An 18,655-nucleotide genomic window follows, 5' to 3' on the forward strand; every position below is an offset into this window, starting at 1 on the left:
GCTGCCGGGCTTTGGGCCGGGCAGCCGCGTGATACCGACTTAGCTGGTGATGCCACTGATGACCAGGCAGGCGGGCTTTCCCTGTGCCTGGAAGGTGGAACCGTGAATCAGCACGTTCAGCGTGCCGCGGTCGTGATCGATGTGATAGCCGGTCACCGTACCGTCCTGGTTGGAGGTGTAGACCCACTGCTTGGTAGGATCTTCCACCATGCAAACGGGGCCCGCTCCAACGGCGTACGGGTTCAGGTTATTGGACTGCTGCGCCAGTACGCCGTTGCTCTGAATGGTGTAAGCGGCAATGGAGCTCTTCGGCGACGTGGTCACCGAATTGTCCTGATTCAGAACGTACAGGAACTTGCTGGACGAATCGGTATAGGTCCACACCGGTGTAACGCCCGCGACAAAGTTGTTGACGATGCCGCCGGTTACCGGCTGCAGAACGCCGCTGCTGCTGACCGTGTACTGCAGGATGCGGTTGTTCGTGCCGTCCGTCAGGTAAAGGTAGGTGCCACCGACCGTGATCGAGGTGTAGTTATACGGTACGGTCTGGCCTACAACCGGCGTATCGATTACCTGCGTGGAGTTCGCACCCACGGTCAGCTGACCGGCAGTTCCTACAGTGAGCGACGTTACCGTCTGGTCGCCGTTGACCACGATCACAGAGCCGGCCGAGGTCACCTTGATGCGGCTGGGCGCGGGACCGGTGGCGGTGTAGGTCAGGTATGTGCCGTTCACGCGGACGGACTGGTTCTGCACCAGCGTCAGGCGGCCGGTATTGCTGTCGATCGCGAAGACAGTGACAGCGCCGCACGGAGCCGACACAAGGCCGGTCGCTGAGGTGCAGGTCGCCGTCGAAGCGGGCGAAACCTTGTCCAGAACATAGAGGTAGGCACCGGAGGAATCCATGTCCATCCACTGCGGTGTGCCGCCCTGGGTGGCAAATGCCTGCTGGTAGGTGAGCACACCGTCGCCGCCCACACTGAACTGTGCAACGGAATTAACGCCGTCGTTCTGGTTCAGCACGTAGAGGTAACGGCCGCCCGGCTTCACCACGCCCATCACTGGGTTGGTGCCGCCTGAGGAGAATGGCGAGTGCACCATCTCGGTCAGGTTGCCGGAGTAGTTGTCTACCTTATATCCGGTGATGGTGTTCCCGGCGCCGTTGGTGGTGGCTTTGGCCTCCATCACCCACAGATAGCCGATGGTGCCGCCGCCGCATGAGGTCATACCCAGGGCCAGGGCACCCGATACCACACAGGCCAGAACAAACCGGCCGTTTCCGCTCAACTTCATGTGTTTCCTTCGATTCCCACTCGGCCGCGGCGCATCGTTGACGCCACGCAGGCTCGCTGTTTCCGGGAAGTGAAATGCTCTCAAGATTGTATGCGCCGATGCGAGATTCCGCTACCGGCGCCCGCTGGGCAGAGGTGAGGCCTGTTTTTAACGGTGGTTCCGTACCCTGTAGACGAACGTCGCCACCAAATGAAAGCAGAGACCCGGAGGTCTCTGCTTTTGTTGGATTGAAAGGGATTTCTACCAGACGCGGCAGGCATTCACCGGCGCCATGGGCTGTCCCTGCTTGCAGGAGAACGCTTCGGCAAACTTCGAAGAATTCTGTACCGCGCCGTTCGTCCGGAAGCGACCAGGGGAGTGCGGATCGATCTTGATGCGTCGAACCGCCTCCTGCTCCCGGGTGTTTTCGCACCACACCTGCGCAAAGCCCAGGAAGTAGCGCTGGTCCGGAGTGTAGCCATCGATGGGCTTCGACGCGTCCGGTCCGAGCTTGGCGAGTTCCTTATGCAGAGCCACGTAGGCCACCTGCAGGCCACCGTTATCCGCAGTGTTCTCGCCCAGGGTCAGCTTGCCATTCAGCTTCTGTCCAGGGACGGGCTCGAAGTTCCCGTACTCATTGACTTCGCACGCAGTCCGCTTATCGAACTCCGCCTTGTCTTCCTTGGTCCACCACATCCGCACATTGCCCTGCGGATCGTACTGGCTGCCCTCGTCGTCGAAGCCGTGCGTCATCTCGTGGCCGATGACCACACCAATCGCGCCGAAGTTTACGGCAGGATCGATCTTGAAGTCATAGAACGGCGGCTGCAGAATGCCAGCGGGGAAGTTGATGTCATTGTTCGACGGATCGTAGTAGGCGTTCACCGTGGGCGGTGTCATGCCCCACTCCTTCTCATTGACCGGCTTGCCGATCTTTGCCAGGTCGCGGCGATCGTTGAAGACGGCGACCCGCTCGGCGTTGCCGACACGGTCGTCACGCTTCACTGCAATGGAGCTGTAGTCGCGCCACGTCTCCGGATAGCCGATCTTGTCGCGGAAGGCCCTTAGCTTCTTCTGCGCTTCGACGCGTGTGGTCGGGCTCATCCAGTCGAGACCCTCGATGTCCTCGCCAAGCGCGGCTTCCAGTTGGTGTACCAGTTCCTGCATGTTGGCCTTGGCGGCAGGCGTGAAGTTCTTCGCCACCCAATCCTGTCCAACGGCTTCACCCAGTGCGCGGTCGGTCGCCTGTGTGCAACGCTTCCAGCGCGGCGCCTGCTCCTTCTGGCCGGAGAGTGTGCCGTTGAAGAACGCGAAATTCTCCTGGTCAAACGGTGTGGAGAGATTCCCGGCAGCGCCATGCAGCACATGCCAGCGCATGTAGCTTTTCAGATCTGCAACGGAGGCGCTCTGGATCTCCGCATTCATCGCGGTGAAGTAACCCGGCGTCGCAACGTTCAGCGTGGTCACCGGCGTGCGGATGGAGCTGAAGTAGTCCGCCCAACGATACGCAGGAGTACTTGCCTGTAGATCGGCCAGCGTCTTGACGTGGTAGACATTGGCAGGGTCGCGCATTTCCACGCGGGGGAGTGAACTCTTTGCCAGCGCCGTCTCAATGCGCATGACAGCCTGCGTCTCGGTGGCGGCCTGCTCCGGTGTGTCACCCAGCAACGTGAACATCTTGGTCACATGCGCAATGTACTTCTCGCGAATGCCCTTCATGCGGTCATCGTCCTGCAGATAGTAATCGCGGTCGGGCAGTGTCAGGCCGCCCTGAAAGACTGCGGGGATCTGCTTCTGGCTGTCCTTCTGATCCTGTTCGGATCCGAAGTTGTAGAACAGGCCGATGCCGTGCTGATCTTCCAGCGTTCCAAGCAGCTTCGATAGCGTGGCCTTGTCCGTCCATGCGCCAATCTTGTCCAGGGCGGGCTGAATGGGCTTGGCACCCAGGCGATCGGCCAGGCTGTCGTCCATGCATGCGGCGAAGTAGTTACCGTACTTGGTCTGCAGCGGTGTCGCCGGCTTGTCCGCAGCCTGCTGCAGCAACGTGTAGATGCTGTACAGGTTGTGCTCACCCAGCTCGTCGAACCGGCCCCAGCGAGTCTTGTCCGCGGGAATGGGATTGTTCTTGCGCCAGTTGCCGCATGCATACGCGTAGAAATCCGTGCACGGATCCGCGGTCTTATCGATTGCGGTCAGATCCATGGAGACGCCGCTCTTTGGGACGGTGATCGTCGGGCTCTGGCCGTCCAGCGCGAGCGTCATCTGTTGGGCGCGTGCGGAGAACGGTGCGGCGAAGGTAAGCACAGCGGCTGCTGCCAAAGCAGAGCGAAGAATCCGATTCATAGGTCAGGGGTCCCTTGGGTATTCACAAGCAGACTCGGCGTGCGCGCGAGCCAGCTTCTGGAAACAATGTAGAAGAAATTGCTGAAGCCGTTACAGAGAATCTTCATGCGTCAGGTCCTGGCGCGAAGTGGACCGGTCCCGTTCTGGTCTGTAAGCCCTATTCTGCGGTCACGGCAAAGGGTTGGAAGTCGCTCGCCGCAAGTGGCCTTTCACCCCGAGTTCGCAACCCGAGTGCAAGATCGCTTAGGATGACGGTGTTTCCTGTGAGGACCTTTGAATGCCGTTGAATCGCCGAAGCTTTCTGAAGCACGCTGGACTTGCCGCTGCTGCAACCCGTTTTCCTTTGATGGCGCTTGCGCAGGAGCAGCGTCGTATTAGCCCGAATGACACCATTCAGATTGCGCTCATCGGTGCCGGTGGTCGTGGCCAGTCCATCACGCGGAACGCATTGACACTGCCCGGCGTCAAGCTACTGGCTGTGGCGGACTGCTATGACGGTCGCCTGGCGCACTCGAAGGAGATCTTCGGTGCGGACGTGATGACGACTCGCGACTACAAAGAGATCCTTGCGCGCAAGGACATTGACGCAGTTGTGATCGCCACGCCCGACCACTGGCATCGCCAGACCGCGCTGGATGCGATGGCTGCGGGCAAGGACGTCTACTGCGAGAAGCCCATGATTCATGAGTACGCCGATGGGCCGCTGATGATCGAGGGCGCGAAGAAGCACAGCCGCATCCTGCAGGTCGGTTCGCAGCGTGTCTCGAACATTGCGTATGTGAAGGCGAAGGAGCTGCTCGCCTCCGGTGCGATCGGCAAGCTGAATATGGTGCAGGCACACTGGGATCGCAACAGCGCACAGGGCGCGTGGGAGTACACGGTGCCACTGGATGCGAACACGCAGACGTGTGACTGGCCACGCTTTGAAGGCTCTGCTCCAAAGCATGCGTGGGACCCGGAACGCTTCTTCCAATGGCGTAAGTATAAGGACTATGGCACTGGCGTTGCCGGCGACCTGTTCGTCCACCTGTTCAGCGGCACGCACTTCATTACTGGATCGCATGGACCCACAAAGGCTTACGCGACGGGCGGCCTGCGCTTCTGGAATGACGGCCGCGATGTACCGGACGTTCTGCTGGGTCTCTTCGACTACAGCGGTCCCGGCGGTGACTGGAACCTGGAACTTCGGGTGAACTTTGTCGACGGTGGCGCAGAAGGTGAAGGCTTCACCTTCACGGGCTCCGAAGGCACGCTTGAGATCAACTCAAAGGGCCTGATCCTGAACCGTGTTCCGCGTGAGAAGGGACCTGGCATGTCCATCGAAAGCTTCACACTCGATATGCAGAAGCGGCTCCGGCAGGACTACTTACAGAAGCATCCGGAAGATACACGCCTGCAGTTGAACACCATCACGGATAACGCGACGGAGACTTACCTGTTACCCGGTGGCTACAACGATGTCGTCGATCACTTCCGTAACTTCTTCAGCAGCATGCGTACGCGTCAGGAGCCTGTGGAAGACGCAACCTTTGGATACCGTGCGGCCGGCGCTGCGCTGCTGTGCCTGCAGAGTATGGAAAAGGGCACTGCAGTCCGTTGGGATCCGGAAGCCATGAAGCTGAAGGCATAAGTAAGCACTTGCTGGGCAGGAGCGCTTGAGCAGCTAACATCCGCTCGCGCTCGTGTTCGGTCTGTCTATTTCTCTTCCTTATATTCTCCGCTTGTCTTCCGCTGCATCGTCGGCGGATGCTATGTGAGTTGACTTACTTAGTCAGCATGGGCGGCATGATGCTTCTTGATAACAGCAATCTATGTCGCATTAGTCGCAGGTTATTGCAGTATGTCGTGTCTTGTCGCGACTTACTCCTTCGTCTCGTGAATATTGCTATTTACGGAAGAGGGACTTAGGACCAATGGGTGTTGTGCCGCAGTGGCGGAAGTGCGATGCTCGCCTTTCTTCATCCACTGATCTACGGCCCGGAGCCAGCCAAGGCTCTCGCGTTCCCCTTTTCTTTGAGGTCGCTCGATGATTCGTTCGCGTATTGCAGGTTCTGTTTCTGCCCTTGCCATTGCTGCCACACTTACTACGACTCTGTATGCTGCCGACAAGGCTGTGGACAATGGCCGCGTGTCCGCAAGCCAGAATGTGTCATTCAATGTCTATCTGCCATTGCAGAATCGCAGCGCTCTGGATGCGCAGATCGCTTCGCTGCATGACTCCTCCTCCGCGCAATACCATCACTGGCTGACGCCTGAGCAGTTCGCGGCGAAGTTCGCACCCAGTGCTGCGCAGATCGCCGCAGTGCAGCAGCAGCTTGCCTCGCATGGACTGACAGTGACCGCAGCAGGACCGCAGCGGCTGCAGGTAAGCGGATCCGCTTCGGCCGTAGAATCGGCACTGCAAACGACGCTGCATAAAGGCACCTTCAAGGACGGACACACTGCAGTCATGGCGGCTTCCAAGCCGGTAACGACCGGCGCGCTGGCAGAGCAGGGAGCTGTCATCAGCGGACTCTCCGGCTTTGTGCGTATGCGTTCCTTCGCACATAAGGCCGCCTCGGTCACGCCCAGCAACCGTTACAGCGCTACGGGCGCTTACTGGTTCACTGACCTGAAGCAGGCGTATAACTGGCCGTCTTACACCACTTACACGGGCAAGGGAACAACCATCGGCATCCTGATGACGGGTGACTACAATCCGTCGGACATGACGCTGTACTTCAGCCACGAAAAGCTGGCCACGCCGAAGTTCTCCACGGTACAGATCAACGGCGGCGCACCGTACGACCCCAACGGATCGTTCGAGACACACCTGGATCTGCAGCAGAGCGGTGGCATGGCACCCAACGCCAAGATCATCCTGTACAACCTGCCCGACCTGTCGGATGACAACATCATCGCGGGCTTGTCGAAGATCGTGAATGACAACAAGGCAGACGTGGTCAGCATGTCGTTCGGCGGACCAGAGATCTTCTACACCGCGGCTTACAACGACGGCACCGACTACACCTACCTGATCAAGCAGGAGAACGACCTGATGGCGCAGGGCAATGCGCAGGGCATCACCTTCATTGCCAGCTCCGGCGACGCGGGTGCTCTGACGGCGTTCCCGCCGGCTTGCTTCGATGGCGTGCCAAACTGCGGATCGGCGCTGCCATCGGCATCGTTCCCTGCGTCAAGCCCGAACGTAGTTGGCGTGGGCGGCACGAACCTGGTGACAACCTACACGTCCAGCACCGACCTCAACTCCGCTTACGTCCGTGAGTCGGCGTACGCAGATCCACTGACCGGCGACATCTTCTACGGCACGTCGTCGACGGGTCAGTACTGGGGCTCGGGCGGCGGCGACAGCATCATCTTCAAGAAGCCGCTCTTCCAGGCGCTCACCAACACCGGGAATGCCAAGTTCCGCACGGTGCCGGACGTCGCACTGCACATGGGTGGCTGCCCGGCGGGCACCATCTCCTGCGGTGCAGATGACAGCGCCGACATCCTGACCATCGATGGCATCAACTACGGCGTCATCGGCACCAGCGCATCGGCTCCTGACTTCGCTGGCTTGACCGCGCTCGCCGTGCAGCGCTTCGGCACACGCCTTGGCAATGAGAACTATTACCTGTACGCGCTGGCGCTGTCACAGGAGATCGGCCTGACGAAGAACGTCTTCCACCAGGGCATCCCCGGCTTCAACGGCCTGTACTACACCACGCCGAAGGGCTACAACCGGGTGCTGGGCAACGGAACTGTCTCCGCAAAAGACTTCCTGCTCGCACCATTCGTACCGTCCGCAGGCAAGCCGCAGACGCCCAGCAATCCGTAGAAGCTAACCCTCCCCCCTCCCCCTTTGTTTTCGTAAAAATTAGAAAACAAAGGGGTTGACGTTTCCCGAAACGGCAAAAATTAGATTCGAAACGACTTACAGGCAAAAATTAGAAAACAAAGGACTTAGCGCGCCGCGATATTCGCGGCGCGCTCTGTTTTGTTCCGGATGTTTTCGGGGCTATTTCTATTTTGGTGAATTCGCGGAAGTAGACGGCCAACAAAGTTTGAGGTGTAAGTGACGCTGGAACTATGACTTAGTGAAGACCGGCCGGCTTTGGGGGCTTGACAGGTGGATTGGCGTTGACCGGATGGTTTCAGCTGTTCGGACTTTCGCGTAGTCCACGCCTTCCCAACCACCACCCGATGACGGTGACTGAAGCAAACAGCGCTACGACGAAGAGGTTGGGGTAGACGATCGCTCCTGCCCATCGCGGTTCGTGCCCGGGCGGGCCTGCCCAGTAGGAGCTGACGGGGAGAAGCGACGGCACGTAGAAGAACGGGAGCCAGTACGACAGCGAGATGAGGGCGGCTGCGGTGAAGGCGATGAAGGGTTCTGTTGAGGGGCGCCAGAGCAGCCAGGTGGCGACGCTGGCGACCCCGGCAAAGAGAAAGAGGAGGATGGCTGCGTGGTAGCGCGCGTGCGGGTGCCAGAGTGGATTGAGGAGATGGTTGGCGCTCCAGTCCAGAAGGAACGACATCAGTGCACCACCCATGAGGACAAAGGTGAGAAGTAGTCTGCCGAGCCGGACGCTGTTCATGTCGACTCTCCTTTGCAGATCTTCTATATGAGTGAGCGCTCACTATGCAATCATCTTTTTGAGGATCACGGGAAAGCAGGCTGGATGTGACGACAGTTCCGAAGGGGCGGCCCAATCGTAAGGCGCTGATTGTTGAGGCGGCGGAGACGCTGTTGCGGGATCGCGGCCTGGGCGGGGTCACGACGCGCGCCGTGGCGGAGGCGGTGCCGTGTTCGGAGGGGGCGATCTATGTGCATTTTGAAGACCGGTTCGCACTGATCCTGGAGGTGTTGCACGCCAGCCTGCCCGAGATGCTGGTTCCGCTGCATGCCCTACAAGGGAAGGTGGGAAAGGGAACGCCGGAAAAGAATCTGGTTACGGCCGTGGAGGGATTACTGCGCTTCCATGGCCGCGTGGCTACGATGCTGTGTTCGCTGATGACAGAGCCGAAGCTGCTGGAACGGTTTCGGAGCTCACTGGAAGAGGGCGGGAAGGGGCCGGATCGCGGGATTCTGACGCTGACGAACTACATTGCGGAAGAGCAGCGGCTTGGGCGGATTGGAGCGGATGTAGATGCGAAGATGGCGGCGAGTTCGCTGATGGCGGGTTCGTTCTTTCATCAGTTCACGCAGGGGCTGCTTGGGGTGGGAGGGAAGATGAATTCGCGGAGGCTGGTGCGGTTCGCGATCTCGGCTTCGGGGAAGTAATTTGCGGCGGGTGGACACTGCACCTTGCGTCCGTAGGATGATTGTTCTTGCAAGCGAAGGCCCAAAGCAACGTACCAGGGTGGATCGGTGAGGAGTTTCTCTGTCGCGGGCCTACAGCCCGCAGTTCCTCTTCCTGCATTTGACCCAGGGCTTTGCCCTGGGCTGGGAAGTCGCGCACCTTCAGTGCGCCCTGTATGCAGTGCACAAACGGTCGTACGACTTCAAGGTTTTTCGAAGGGAAACTCTAGGTGAAGCGGCAGCAGATTCATTGCAACCGCGGTTAGTCGCGGGTCGGTTACGTCGGCAGCATGCGATTGGTCGATTTCCGGCGCTGGAGGACGGGTTTGGGCGGGGCTGGTTGAAGGGTGTCCCCTACATAGACCGCGCGGAACCGTAGTGGGTTGCCAATGAGGATTGATCCCAGTACGGGCATCATGGGAGCCTCGTCTCAGACGCGAGACGTGAACCGCGCTCGATCTCGGGCTCGAGGCTCACGCTATCCCTTTGCAGATCGGGAAGTGAGCCCTGCTTGAGAGGGAATAGAAACATTTATAGATCTCAATTGCTTTTCAAGCGGTATCGCATCGGACGGGCAGAGAGACCTTACAAATCCGACTTTACCTAGTAAGCTTTGGACATCTTTGCTGCGACCACGCGTGGTGACTTTTCCGCGCTTGAGATTGTGGATTCCCGCACGAATCTCTCGAACCTTAAGTTTGCACGCCCTTAGCTCCTCCCGACCAAGACGGGCGCCGGTGACCAACTTAGAGCTTTTCCCCGTGAGGATCACACGCTTTTTTCTCGAGTCCCTTAGGCCGTTACATGCAAGCGTCTGCCGCACCAGTTCCATAACGTCACGCGACCTCTCACCTGAAAAGGTAAGATCGTCCACCCACACGGTCGCCACGATGTCTTTCGCAACGCAATCCTGAATGATTGGTCCGTAAATTGAGGCAAGGAACAGATTCGCCAACGTTGGGCTAGTTGGAGCACCTTGGGGGAGGTGGAAATCGCATGTAGTTAGTTTTGTGAGTATTTTCGAAACCGGCGCCGAGCAGCATAGGATCTCGTGCCAGACCTTGTAAACATGTTCGTTGGTAAGATTTGGATAGTAGCTTTTGATATCCATCTTGACGATGGTGGTAGCGCCCAAGTGAGCGGCCGCATGCTCACGAACGCTGCGTTTCGGGACCGCCCCAAAGAGAAAATTAGGAAGGTTGAGTGGGAGCAGAAGTCTAGAGAGGATCCTCCTTTGAATCTTCTTTAACTCCACACCCGGGTTATCGATTTTCCTGAGCTTTTTAGTTTGCGGCTTCTTGGCATGGGGCTTGAGCGGTTTTGCCTGCTCAAACGGGGAGTAGTTTGCCTCCCATTCAGCTAAGCGCAACAATGCCTCTCGGCTTGCGCCGAGCAGATGTTCGAGTTCGCGGAGGCTGCGTAGTGGCAGCTGATCCAGAGGGAGACGTTTGTTGCGCTGAAGAGTCATGAGAGTCTCTATCAACCTGCATTAAGAGTTCTGTAAGTGCCAGAGACAAACTCTCAATCTGTCCTGGTTTCGCTCGCTGCGCATCAGCCTCGCTTATGCCGAGCAAGCTAAGAAGATGAAAAGGCATCCTTAGAGCTTGGGCCAGTTTTTCGATGGTATCGAGCGTGGGCTGGCGCTTTCCGGATTCGATGAGAGAGAGATAGCTCCGATCGATGTTAGCGCGGTCCGCTAGTTCGCCTTGAGAAAGATCAGCAAGCGAGCGTGCTACACGGATAGCTTTTGAATAATTCATGTAAACCACCTGAGATGAAAGGAAAAACGGCTCCCCTTGGGACTTACGCGATGACTTGAGCATGTGCGACTTCATAGGCTGCTTCTGCGATGCGAGCTACAACCAAGCGGACTTTTTCGTGGTCTAGCCTTGTCGCCTTCTGCAGCTTCTTTAGATCGCGGATGCCCTCGATCAATGCTTCGCGCTGCCCCGACGTCAGTTCGTTGTTTGCGTCACCGAGCATCTGCTTAATTAGTTCGATGCACGATTCGATTAGCTTTGACGTTTTCATAGTTGTTTCCTCTTCTCCCGTTTGAGCGGGGGCGCGTTCGCCGGAACCAGAGAAGGAACGAATGACGTCGGGGAGCCGTTCTCTGAGAGAGCCTAGCGAACACTGGGGCGCGCTGGCTGCCAGGGGTTGAGGCTTCGCCTCCCCGTTCTGGACTTTAGGGGCAGGAATTACCTGCCTGGGAATCAAATGATTCCCAATTACGCCTATTTCTAGGCACCTGATTCCGATAAATCACACCAAGGATTGTCAAAGAGCTTTTCGAAAACATCAGCAGTAGCGCCGATCCATTGCTAGGCTATGACCTTGCTCCGCCCGTGTCAACACAAAAAATGACTCAAAGAAACATTATTTACACAGCAACCGATGCCATCGTCCATTACTAGCGTTCGTGCCGAATTAAAACACTTCATCTGGAGGGCAAGTACGACAACGGCAACCGGCTACCGGCTAATCTCGGACAGCTCTCAGCGCCACTTGATGTTGCAGCCGAGGCTTGGGCTTTGTGGGGCGATTGGGGGTTGGTTTGTTAGGAGGGCCTGGATGGCGGCTTCGAGGTCGGCTCCGTGGGCTTCTGCGTGGATTTCCGGGTGGCGTTCGAGGCCGTTCTTTGCGTCGGAGTCGCGGTAGGGGCGGGTTCGGTCGAACTGGGCGTGGTAGGTAAGTTCGTAGTTGGTGTCGAAGAGGTAGAGGTCAGGGGTGCAGGCTGCGTGGAACTCGCGGGCTGTCTCCTGGGTGCTGTCGAGGAGGTAGGGGATGCCGAGCTTGTCCCAGCCGAGTCGGGTGGCCTGTTCGCGCATGAAGTCGGGGCCGTCCTCAGGGTGCTCGAGGATGTCGTTCGACATGATGGCGACGGCTGCGATGCGGTCGGCATACTTCGCGAGGAGCGCGGTAAGTGCCTTCTCCATGTGCATGACGAAGGGGCAGTGGACGCAGACGAACAGGACGAGGAGGCCTCGTCGCTCGGTGAGGTCGTCCGGACCGCCGAAGATGTCGTCGCGGCCGATGCCGCGATCGGAGAGCACGTCTTTCAGTTCAAAGGCAGGGCAGGTGGTGCCGAGGGCGAGATCGGTGTTCGAGGGTGTGCGTGCCATGCTCCGATGATAGCGAGTCAGCCTCGTGTCGTGAGCCAGCCGGTGGCTGTTACCGGGCGCGGGGTTGGAGGGAGCTCTCCTGCCGGCGGTTTTGGCCCCGCCTTTGTTTCCTGTGGAGGGTTGATGGCACGGCAGAAGCCGCGCCCCTCCGAAAGATTGCGCTGTGCGCGAAGGCCCACCTTCGCTTCCCGAAAGGTGAGGCACCCGGTTGGAAGCCTGAACGGTTTACCCGGGGTTCGTCGCGATTGCCAGGCCCTCGGCTCGCGGTTTCGTGGGCTTCTTTGGGAGCTCCTGCCTTTGCGCGCCCTTCTTGCTAACTTGCTGACTCGCTAACTTGCTGACTCGCTCTTTTCCGTACAATCAAAGGATGATCAAGGGATTGACGGTGGTGAAGCCGGTGGCTTCGGCGGCGGCCTGGGAGCGACTTTCGTCGTTGTTTGCTGAGCTGGGATTTGAGCCGGGGCGTGGCTGGGATGACGGCACGGGCAAGGGCGCGTCGTTTCTGGCGCCGGTCGGCAATGCGGAGTTTGTTACGGGCCGGATGCCCGGTGTGCCGGAGCTGCTGGTCGAATGCACGCAGATCGACATTGTGCACGGCATTGTGAAGCGATGGCTGGCTGCAGAGGCTCGTACGGAAGAGATCTCTTTGCGCCTGTCAGAGGTCGTGGAGACGCATTGGAAGTCGCGGATGTTTACGGTGGACCTGAGTGATTCGCTGCCTTCGACATTTTTGGCGAGCCAGCAGAATGCAGGTCCTTCGACTTCGCTGCGCTCCGCTCAGGATGACAAATCCGTGGGAGGAACCAGCGGATTGCGCTTCGCTCAGGATGACAAGTCCGTAGGGGGATCGGGGCCGTTGCAGTTTGGCTTCTGGGAGCGTGAGGATGTGCTGGCTGGATTGCCGGTTGCGGTTGAGGGTGACCTGAGCGCGGCTGGCATGAAGTTCGGCATTGTGACGGCTCGCTGGAATGCGGTGATCACGGATCGTCTGCTGCAGGGTTCGCTCGATGGCATTCTGCGGAGTGGCGGTCGTCGTGACGACATCGATATTGTGCGTGTGCCGGGTGCGTGGGAGGTTCCTGCGGCGGCTCGGATGATGGCGGATCTGCGGGATGCGGATGGCAAGCGGAAGTATGACGCGATCATCACGCTGGGCTGCCTGCTGCGTGGCGAGACCGCGCACTACGAGGCGATTTACAACGAGGCAGCGCGCGGCATCGGGCAAAGCCAGCAGGAGACGGGCATTCCGCATGCGTTTGGCGTGCTGACCTGCGAGACGCTGGAGCAGGCGCTGAATCGTGCCGGTGTGAAGGCCGGGAACAAGGGATTTGAAGCAGCCGTGGCGGCGATCGAGATGGTCTCGATCGCACGCAAGATCGGTCACGCGGCAGCGGGTGAGCATGATGGCAGCGGCGTGTCCGCTGGCCGTGCGGCTCAGGCTGACGTGGACCGTGCGGTTGCATTGGAAGGTGGCAAGTGATGGAGCACATGAAGAACAACGGGAATTTCGTTACGGGCGGGGCGCTCTAATGGGCGCTCGGCGCAAGGCACGCGAACTGGCGATGCAGATGTTGTATCAGAGCGATTTGGGCAAGCAGACAGCAGCGGAGGTTCGCCGCGTCTTCTGGCAGAGTCGCACGGATGAAGAGGGCGCGCAGACGGTTGACCTGGAGACGCAGAGCTTTGCGGAGGACCTGTTTCGCGTGGCCGTGGAACGCAGTGACGAAATCGATGATCTGATCGAGACACACTCACAGCACTGGCGCGTGCATCGGATGGCCGTGGTCGACCGGAACCTGCTGCGGATGGCCATCGCGGAGATGGTTGGCTTCAAGGCCACGCCGCACCCGATCATCATCAATGAGGCACTGGAGATCGGTCGCCGGTATGCTGCTCCGGAGAGCATCACGTTCTTAAACGGCGTACTGGATGCTGTCTCGCGAACGGTGTTGGCGAAGCGTTTGGCGTAAGGGCAGAGGATAGGGATTAGGGCAGAACTAGGGATCAGAAACAGTTGATGCCCCATGTCTCGGTGAGATGTGGGGCTTTCTGTTGGCTGGTGTGAGCTGGGGTTTTGGCCACGTTCTAGAAGCAAGACATCGGAAGCGGCTCGATCGCCGCAACGAAGAAGGCCGCCATCGCTGGCGGCCTTCTTCGTTGCATTTCCTGGTTCCTGATTCCTGTTCCCTGCTTAGTTGTTGGTGACCGAGCGCGGGTACTGGACGATCAGGTTGGGAGTGGCCACGCCGGTGCTGTTGGAGACGCTGGGCAGCTTCGGTGCGATCTGGCTGGTGTCCGTCAGCGTGCTGCGTGTGATGACGTGTACCTGGTTGTCGCCGGAAGTTCCTGCAAAGAAGAACTTGTTGTCCGAGGAGAAGACACCCGATACCGGTGCGGTTGCGGTGCCGGTCAGTGTAACGGCCTTGACCGTTCCTGCTCCCGATGCTGCTGGCGTGTACGCCGGCTGCACTGCTCCCGCCTTCGCTGCCGTGGTGGGCAGGTAGGTGATGAAGGCCACGCTGGAATCCGAAGCCGGATAGACGCCGGTGACACCGGTGGTGGTGACACCCGTCAGGACAGCCGTGTTGACGGCGGTACCGAAGGCCGGCGGCAGGCCGCTCTCCGGGCAATCGCCGGTGGGCAGCGTGTTCTGAAAGGTGCGGGTGCCGTTTGTGCCGTCGTTGGAAACCGAAGTGGGGAAGGTCACATCGTTGACGATGGGCGTTCCGCCGCTGGCTGCGAGGCGAACGTCCAGCAGGTGGCGACCGTCATTGGTGGTGGCGACGCGATCGCCAACCGCAGCGGAGACCGTGGTGGTGCCTGCCTGTGGGTAGAAGATCGTCGGCGAGACGGTGCCGTTGGGGCAGTAGGACCGCGCATTGATTGCGGTCGCGCCACCCACAAAAGCGCCCACGGTGGGGACGGCGATCGCGACATCATTCGCGCCGGTGCCGGACAGGTCGTACTCCTGCCAGCTGGTGAATGCCGAGTACACGAGCAGGTGGTTGGCGGCCGTTGTGACGTAGAGCGTCTCACCGTCGGGCGTGTAGGCAGCGCGTGTTCCGATGCCGGTGTAGGTGCTGGTGACGGTAGACGTCGACGTGTTGACGACGGAGATCTGGTTACGCGTCGAATCGCTGACGACGACCGTGGCACTGTCTGGCGAAACAGCCAGCACCGTGCCCTGGATGGTCGTAGAGGTGCTCGTGACCGTGTTGCTTGCGGTGGTGAAGGTCATCAGGCCGAACGGCGATCCCAGGAAGATGCTGGCACCGTTCTGCGACAGCACCATGGAGTTCGGTGTGTAGGGCAGTGCGGTGGGCGATGGGACCACACCGGTGGTCAGATCGACCGGCACGAGGTAGTTGGAGTCCGTGCTGCCGATCCAGAGCCGTGTGCTGTTGCTGCCCGGCGTGGTGGACAGCAGCGTGTTGGACGCGACCGGCTTGCCCGTTCCCAGCAGACCGACGTTGCCGTAGGGCGACGGGTTGCAGGAGGGCGGCAGGCAGAAGGCGTTGATGGCTGCGGTGCCCGGGAAGACCGGTGCGATACCGGTGCTGGATGCGGGCGCAGCGACCGGTGTCGTGGAGGTGTAGGTCAGCGCAAGACCCGTCAGAGTGACGCCGTTGGTGTCCAGGATGGCCGCCGTGATGGGTTCCGTGTTGTTCGGGTTCACCGTTACTGCGCCGTTCACGGCGTTGGGTGTATTGATGGTGATGGTCTTCGGCGGGCAGACGGACATCAGGCCAGCCGTTGATGTTGAGCTGGCAATGGTGGCCGTGACGATCGTCGTGCCGGGGGCCAGTGCCGTGGCAACACCGCTGGTGTTCTCAAAGGTGAGAAGGCCGGCAGTCTGCGCGGCAAAGGTCGCGTGACCCGCGCTGTAGGTGATGTTGGTGGAGCCGGAGAAGAAGCGAGCCACCAGCTGCGCGCTCTTGTTGAACGAGATGCAGGTGTTGGGCACATAGGCCGGAGCCGTCGTGCTGGAGGACGCGGTGTATGCGGGGCAGTTCGTCGCCGGATCGTTCGTACAGTCCGTGGACGCGGCGCCCAGCGTGATCGACGTGATCTGCGGGTGAACGTAGATCAGCACCTTGTTGCTATTCGCGCCGCCACCGGATGCGGTTAACTCCGCAACGCCGGTTACGTTCGTCGCGGTGCAGAAGGTGTAGTCCGGAATGCCGCTGGGGTTGTTGCGATTCCACTGGCCGGCGCAGACGCCACCGGTCGTCGGGTTCACGTCCGCGATGTTCTGGTTCGACGAGTTGTAGGTGTACTTCGCAATCGTGACGGCATTGCCCTGGCAGTCGGTTGCCGTGGGCGCCGTGACCGAGGCAGTCTGCGAGTAGCCGAGACTGATGCCGCCAACGGTCGGCTGCAGCACGATACTCTGCGCATCGCCAGTCTTGGGGCCGATGGTGCCATTGCAATAGGTCGCACCGCTGCCCTTAGAGCAGCCGGAGAGCGAAACACCCACAGGAACGGCGAAAAACAAAATTACGAACAAGGAAAGAAGACGACGCTGCAAAGAAAAACCTCCCCGCAGCAGGCCCATTGGGCGGTGATGCGGTCTCTACATGGGACGGGAAGTGCCCGGAAATGTCTGCTCCTCAGTGTAAATCAGGTGGACAGACCCCGCCGCCCGGGCCCGGGGTCAATGTTGGGGGAGGGGGCTGGCGTGGCACCCATGCAAATCTGCGCGTGCCGGTATATTCTTCCGGCACTATGGTGCGTTCTAACTTTTCGTCGCTGATCGTCCTTGCTGCAATCGCAGTTGTCCCGTTCGCTGCTCATGCCCAGGCGGCGCCAGCCGCTGCTGCCCCCGGCCCAAAGCATGAGGACACGGAGTTTTACCAGCCTGTGCCACCGGTCGTGACGCCCGCCGCAACCGTAGGCGCTGCGCCCTCGGACGCGGTGAAGCTGTTCGATGGGACAGACCTTTCGCAGTGGGTTGCCGTAAAGGACGGCTCGCCTGCGGACTGGGTCATCACCGACGGAATTCTGACCGTGAAGAAGGGCGGTCTCGGCAACATTGAGACGAAGCAGCGCTTCAAGGACTACCAGTTGCACCTGGAATGGCGCATCCCTGCGAACATCACGGGCGAAAGCCAGGGACGTGGCAACAGCGGTGTCTTCCTGGCATCCACGGGCAAGGGCGACGCAGGGTATGAGCTGCAGATCCTGGACAGCTACAACAACCCGACCTATACCAATGGCATGCTGGGCAGCCTGTACAAGCAGACCGCGCCGCTGGCCAACGCGGCACGCAAGCCGGGCGAGTGGCAGAGCTATGACATTGTCTGGAACGCACCGCGGTTCAATGCAGATGGCAGCGTGCAGACCCCGGCCTTCGCCACGGTCTTCGAAAACGGCGTGCTGGTCGAGAATCACTTCCAATTAAAGGGCGAGACGCTGTACGTGGGCCAGCCGGTCTACAAGGCGTATGACACCGCTCCCATCAAGCTGCAGGCGCACGGTGATAAGAGTGAGCCGCTGAGCTTCCGCAACATCTGGGTTCGGCCCGTCCACGACATCGGCCCAAGCCACTAGACGTCGCATCACTTTCTCGCGGAAAGGGTGCCGGGCCGGGAGAGGCGCGGCACCCTTTTGTTCGTCGCGCAGTCTTTCAAGGGAGTGAAACACTCCTGCCGCCGCGGTATGAAGCTCTGCCGGGACGTTCAGAACGTCGTTGAAGCGGCGGATCGTCACAACCTTCAGGGCGGTTTCAAGCTCCGATGCGACAGTGGTAATGGAACGAGGAGCGATGACGATGACCTGCAGTCCCCGGCAGCATGCGGCACGGCCATCCTGGAAGAGCGTCCTGGCCTCCCTTTGTATGGCTGCCCTGGGAGTGGCGATGTGTCCCGCGGCAACGCCCGCCATCATCACCGCGATGGCTTCCAATGAGACTGCCGCCCGCCAGCACCAGTCCCACTTCGCCTACACCTCCGACGAACGTTCCGATCGCACCGGCGGACACCTGTGGCGGGAGCATGTCGTCGAGATCGGTGACGGGATGCTCCGTCAGCTGGTCGCCGTGGATGGCACTCCGTTGACGCCCGCACAGGCTGCTGCCGAGTCGCAACGTCTGCAGGCGCTGGTGGCGAACCCGGATGAGTTTCGCAGGCTGGCGCAGGCGCACAAGGATGACGAAGTCCACGCCACGCGTCTGCTGCAACTGCTGCCGCGAGCGTTTATGATTGTGCCCGACGGCACGAAGGGCGAGTGCCTGCAGTTTCGCTTTGAACCCGACCCTAACTTTCAGCCGTCAGGATTCGAAGAGCGTGTGGGCGCGGCGATGGCCGGTACGATCTCCGTCATGGAGCCAACCGGTCGTCTCTGCACGCTGCAGGCTTCCATCCAGCATCCTGTGACGTTTGGCTTCGGCCTGATCGGCAGGATTGAGCAGGGTGGGAACTTCCGCCTGGAACGCATCCCCATCAAGGGGAGCGACTGGAAGACGCGCGCGATGAGCGTGCACATGGGTGGAAAGATCCTGCTGGCGAAGTCGCTGGCAAAGCAGCAGGAGACGGTGCGGACGGAGATTCGCGCCGTGCCGGATGGCCTGACGCTGCAGCAGGGCTTAGATCTTATTCGTCCGTAGCGCTCATGCCTTTTGGCAGACAACCTTGGC

At 59.9% G+C, this 18,655-nt stretch carries 15 protein-coding genes; 7 read left to right on the forward strand and 8 right to left on the reverse strand.

The window, feature by feature from the left end; all coding sequences use genetic code 11:
- Positions 1-39 precede the first annotated feature (39 nt).
- Positions 40-1,293 (reverse strand): lactonase family protein, encoded by a 1,254-nt coding sequence (locus tag BLW03_RS14065; protein ID WP_074654640.1) that lies wholly within the window; start codon positions 1,291-1,293, stop codon positions 40-42.
- 240 nt (positions 1,294-1,533) lie between these two features.
- Complete coding sequence (locus tag BLW03_RS14070; protein WP_074654641.1) at positions 1,534-3,615, reverse strand: M13 family metallopeptidase; 2,082 nt, start codon at positions 3,613-3,615, stop codon at positions 1,534-1,536.
- 277 nt (positions 3,616-3,892) lie between these two features.
- On the opposite strand from BLW03_RS14070, the gene BLW03_RS14075 reads away from it, so the two are divergent.
- Positions 3,893-5,245 carry a Gfo/Idh/MocA family protein gene (locus tag BLW03_RS14075; RefSeq protein WP_074654642.1) on the forward strand — a complete coding sequence of 451 codons (1,353 nt, stop codon included), beginning with the start codon at positions 3,893-3,895 and terminating at the stop codon, positions 5,243-5,245.
- Positions 5,246-5,641: 396 nt separating this feature from the next.
- Positions 5,642-7,435: a S53 family peptidase gene (locus BLW03_RS14080; protein WP_074654643.1), complete on the forward strand. Its 1,794-nt coding sequence runs from the start codon at positions 5,642-5,644 to the stop codon at positions 7,433-7,435.
- A 316-nt stretch (positions 7,436-7,751) separates the two neighbouring features.
- On the opposite strand, the gene BLW03_RS14085 is transcribed toward BLW03_RS14080, so the two are convergent.
- Complete coding sequence (locus tag BLW03_RS14085) at positions 7,752-8,195, reverse strand: DUF6640 family protein (RefSeq protein WP_074654644.1); 444 nt, start codon at positions 8,193-8,195, stop codon at positions 7,752-7,754.
- Between the two features lie 86 nt (positions 8,196-8,281).
- On the opposite strand from BLW03_RS14085, the gene BLW03_RS14090 reads away from it, so the two are divergent.
- Positions 8,282-8,881, forward strand: coding sequence for a TetR/AcrR family transcriptional regulator (locus BLW03_RS14090; RefSeq protein ID WP_074654645.1), 600 nt, complete (start codon positions 8,282-8,284; stop codon positions 8,879-8,881).
- 496 nt (positions 8,882-9,377) lie between these two features.
- Here BLW03_RS14090 and BLW03_RS14095 read toward each other — a convergent pair whose 3' ends face one another.
- From BLW03_RS14095 to BLW03_RS14110, 4 genes are all read right to left on the reverse strand, one after another.
- Entirely contained in the window at positions 9,378-10,367 is a 990-nt protein-coding gene (locus BLW03_RS14095) for a reverse transcriptase family protein (RefSeq protein ID WP_083350546.1), read from the reverse strand.
- Positions 10,255-10,734 (reverse strand): helix-turn-helix domain-containing protein, encoded by a 480-nt coding sequence (locus tag BLW03_RS21225; RefSeq protein ID WP_083350547.1) that lies wholly within the window; start codon positions 10,732-10,734, stop codon positions 10,255-10,257. The genes BLW03_RS14095 and BLW03_RS21225 overlap by 113 nt, the downstream gene beginning before the upstream one ends.
- Positions 10,703-10,930, reverse strand: coding sequence for a hypothetical protein (locus BLW03_RS14105; RefSeq protein ID WP_074654648.1), 228 nt, complete (start codon positions 10,928-10,930; stop codon positions 10,703-10,705). Before BLW03_RS14105 ends, BLW03_RS21225 begins: the two co-directional genes overlap by 32 nt.
- Before the next feature lie 464 nt (positions 10,931-11,394).
- Positions 11,395-12,021, reverse strand: coding sequence for a thioredoxin family protein (locus BLW03_RS14110; protein WP_074654649.1), 627 nt, complete (start codon positions 12,019-12,021; stop codon positions 11,395-11,397).
- Positions 12,022-12,388: 367 nt separating this feature from the next.
- Between BLW03_RS14110 and ribH the strand changes: the two genes are divergently transcribed.
- Positions 12,389-13,501: a 6,7-dimethyl-8-ribityllumazine synthase gene (gene ribH / locus BLW03_RS14115; RefSeq protein WP_074654650.1), complete on the forward strand. Its 1,113-nt coding sequence runs from the start codon at positions 12,389-12,391 to the stop codon at positions 13,499-13,501.
- Between the two features lie 49 nt (positions 13,502-13,550).
- Complete coding sequence (gene nusB / locus BLW03_RS14120; protein WP_074654651.1) at positions 13,551-13,991, forward strand: transcription antitermination factor NusB; 441 nt, start codon at positions 13,551-13,553, stop codon at positions 13,989-13,991.
- A 221-nt stretch (positions 13,992-14,212) separates the two neighbouring features.
- Here the strand turns inward: nusB and BLW03_RS14125 are convergent, their stop codons facing one another.
- A complete protein-coding gene (locus BLW03_RS14125) occupies positions 14,213-16,549 on the reverse strand; it encodes a hypothetical protein (protein ID WP_139285208.1) in 2,337 nt (778 codons plus the stop codon).
- Positions 16,550-16,746: 197 nt separating this feature from the next.
- Between BLW03_RS14125 and BLW03_RS14130 the strand changes: the two genes are divergently transcribed.
- Positions 16,747-17,571 (forward strand): 3-keto-disaccharide hydrolase, encoded by an 825-nt coding sequence (locus tag BLW03_RS14130; RefSeq protein WP_074654653.1) that lies wholly within the window; start codon positions 16,747-16,749, stop codon positions 17,569-17,571.
- 220 nt (positions 17,572-17,791) lie between these two features.
- Complete coding sequence (locus BLW03_RS14135) at positions 17,792-18,625, forward strand: hypothetical protein (protein WP_074656033.1); 834 nt, start codon at positions 17,792-17,794, stop codon at positions 18,623-18,625.
- Positions 18,626-18,655 lie beyond the last annotated feature (30 nt).

This window comes from Terriglobus roseus, assembly GCF_900105625.1.
GTDB classification, from domain to species: Bacteria; Acidobacteriota; Terriglobia; order Terriglobales; family Acidobacteriaceae; genus Terriglobus; species Terriglobus roseus_B.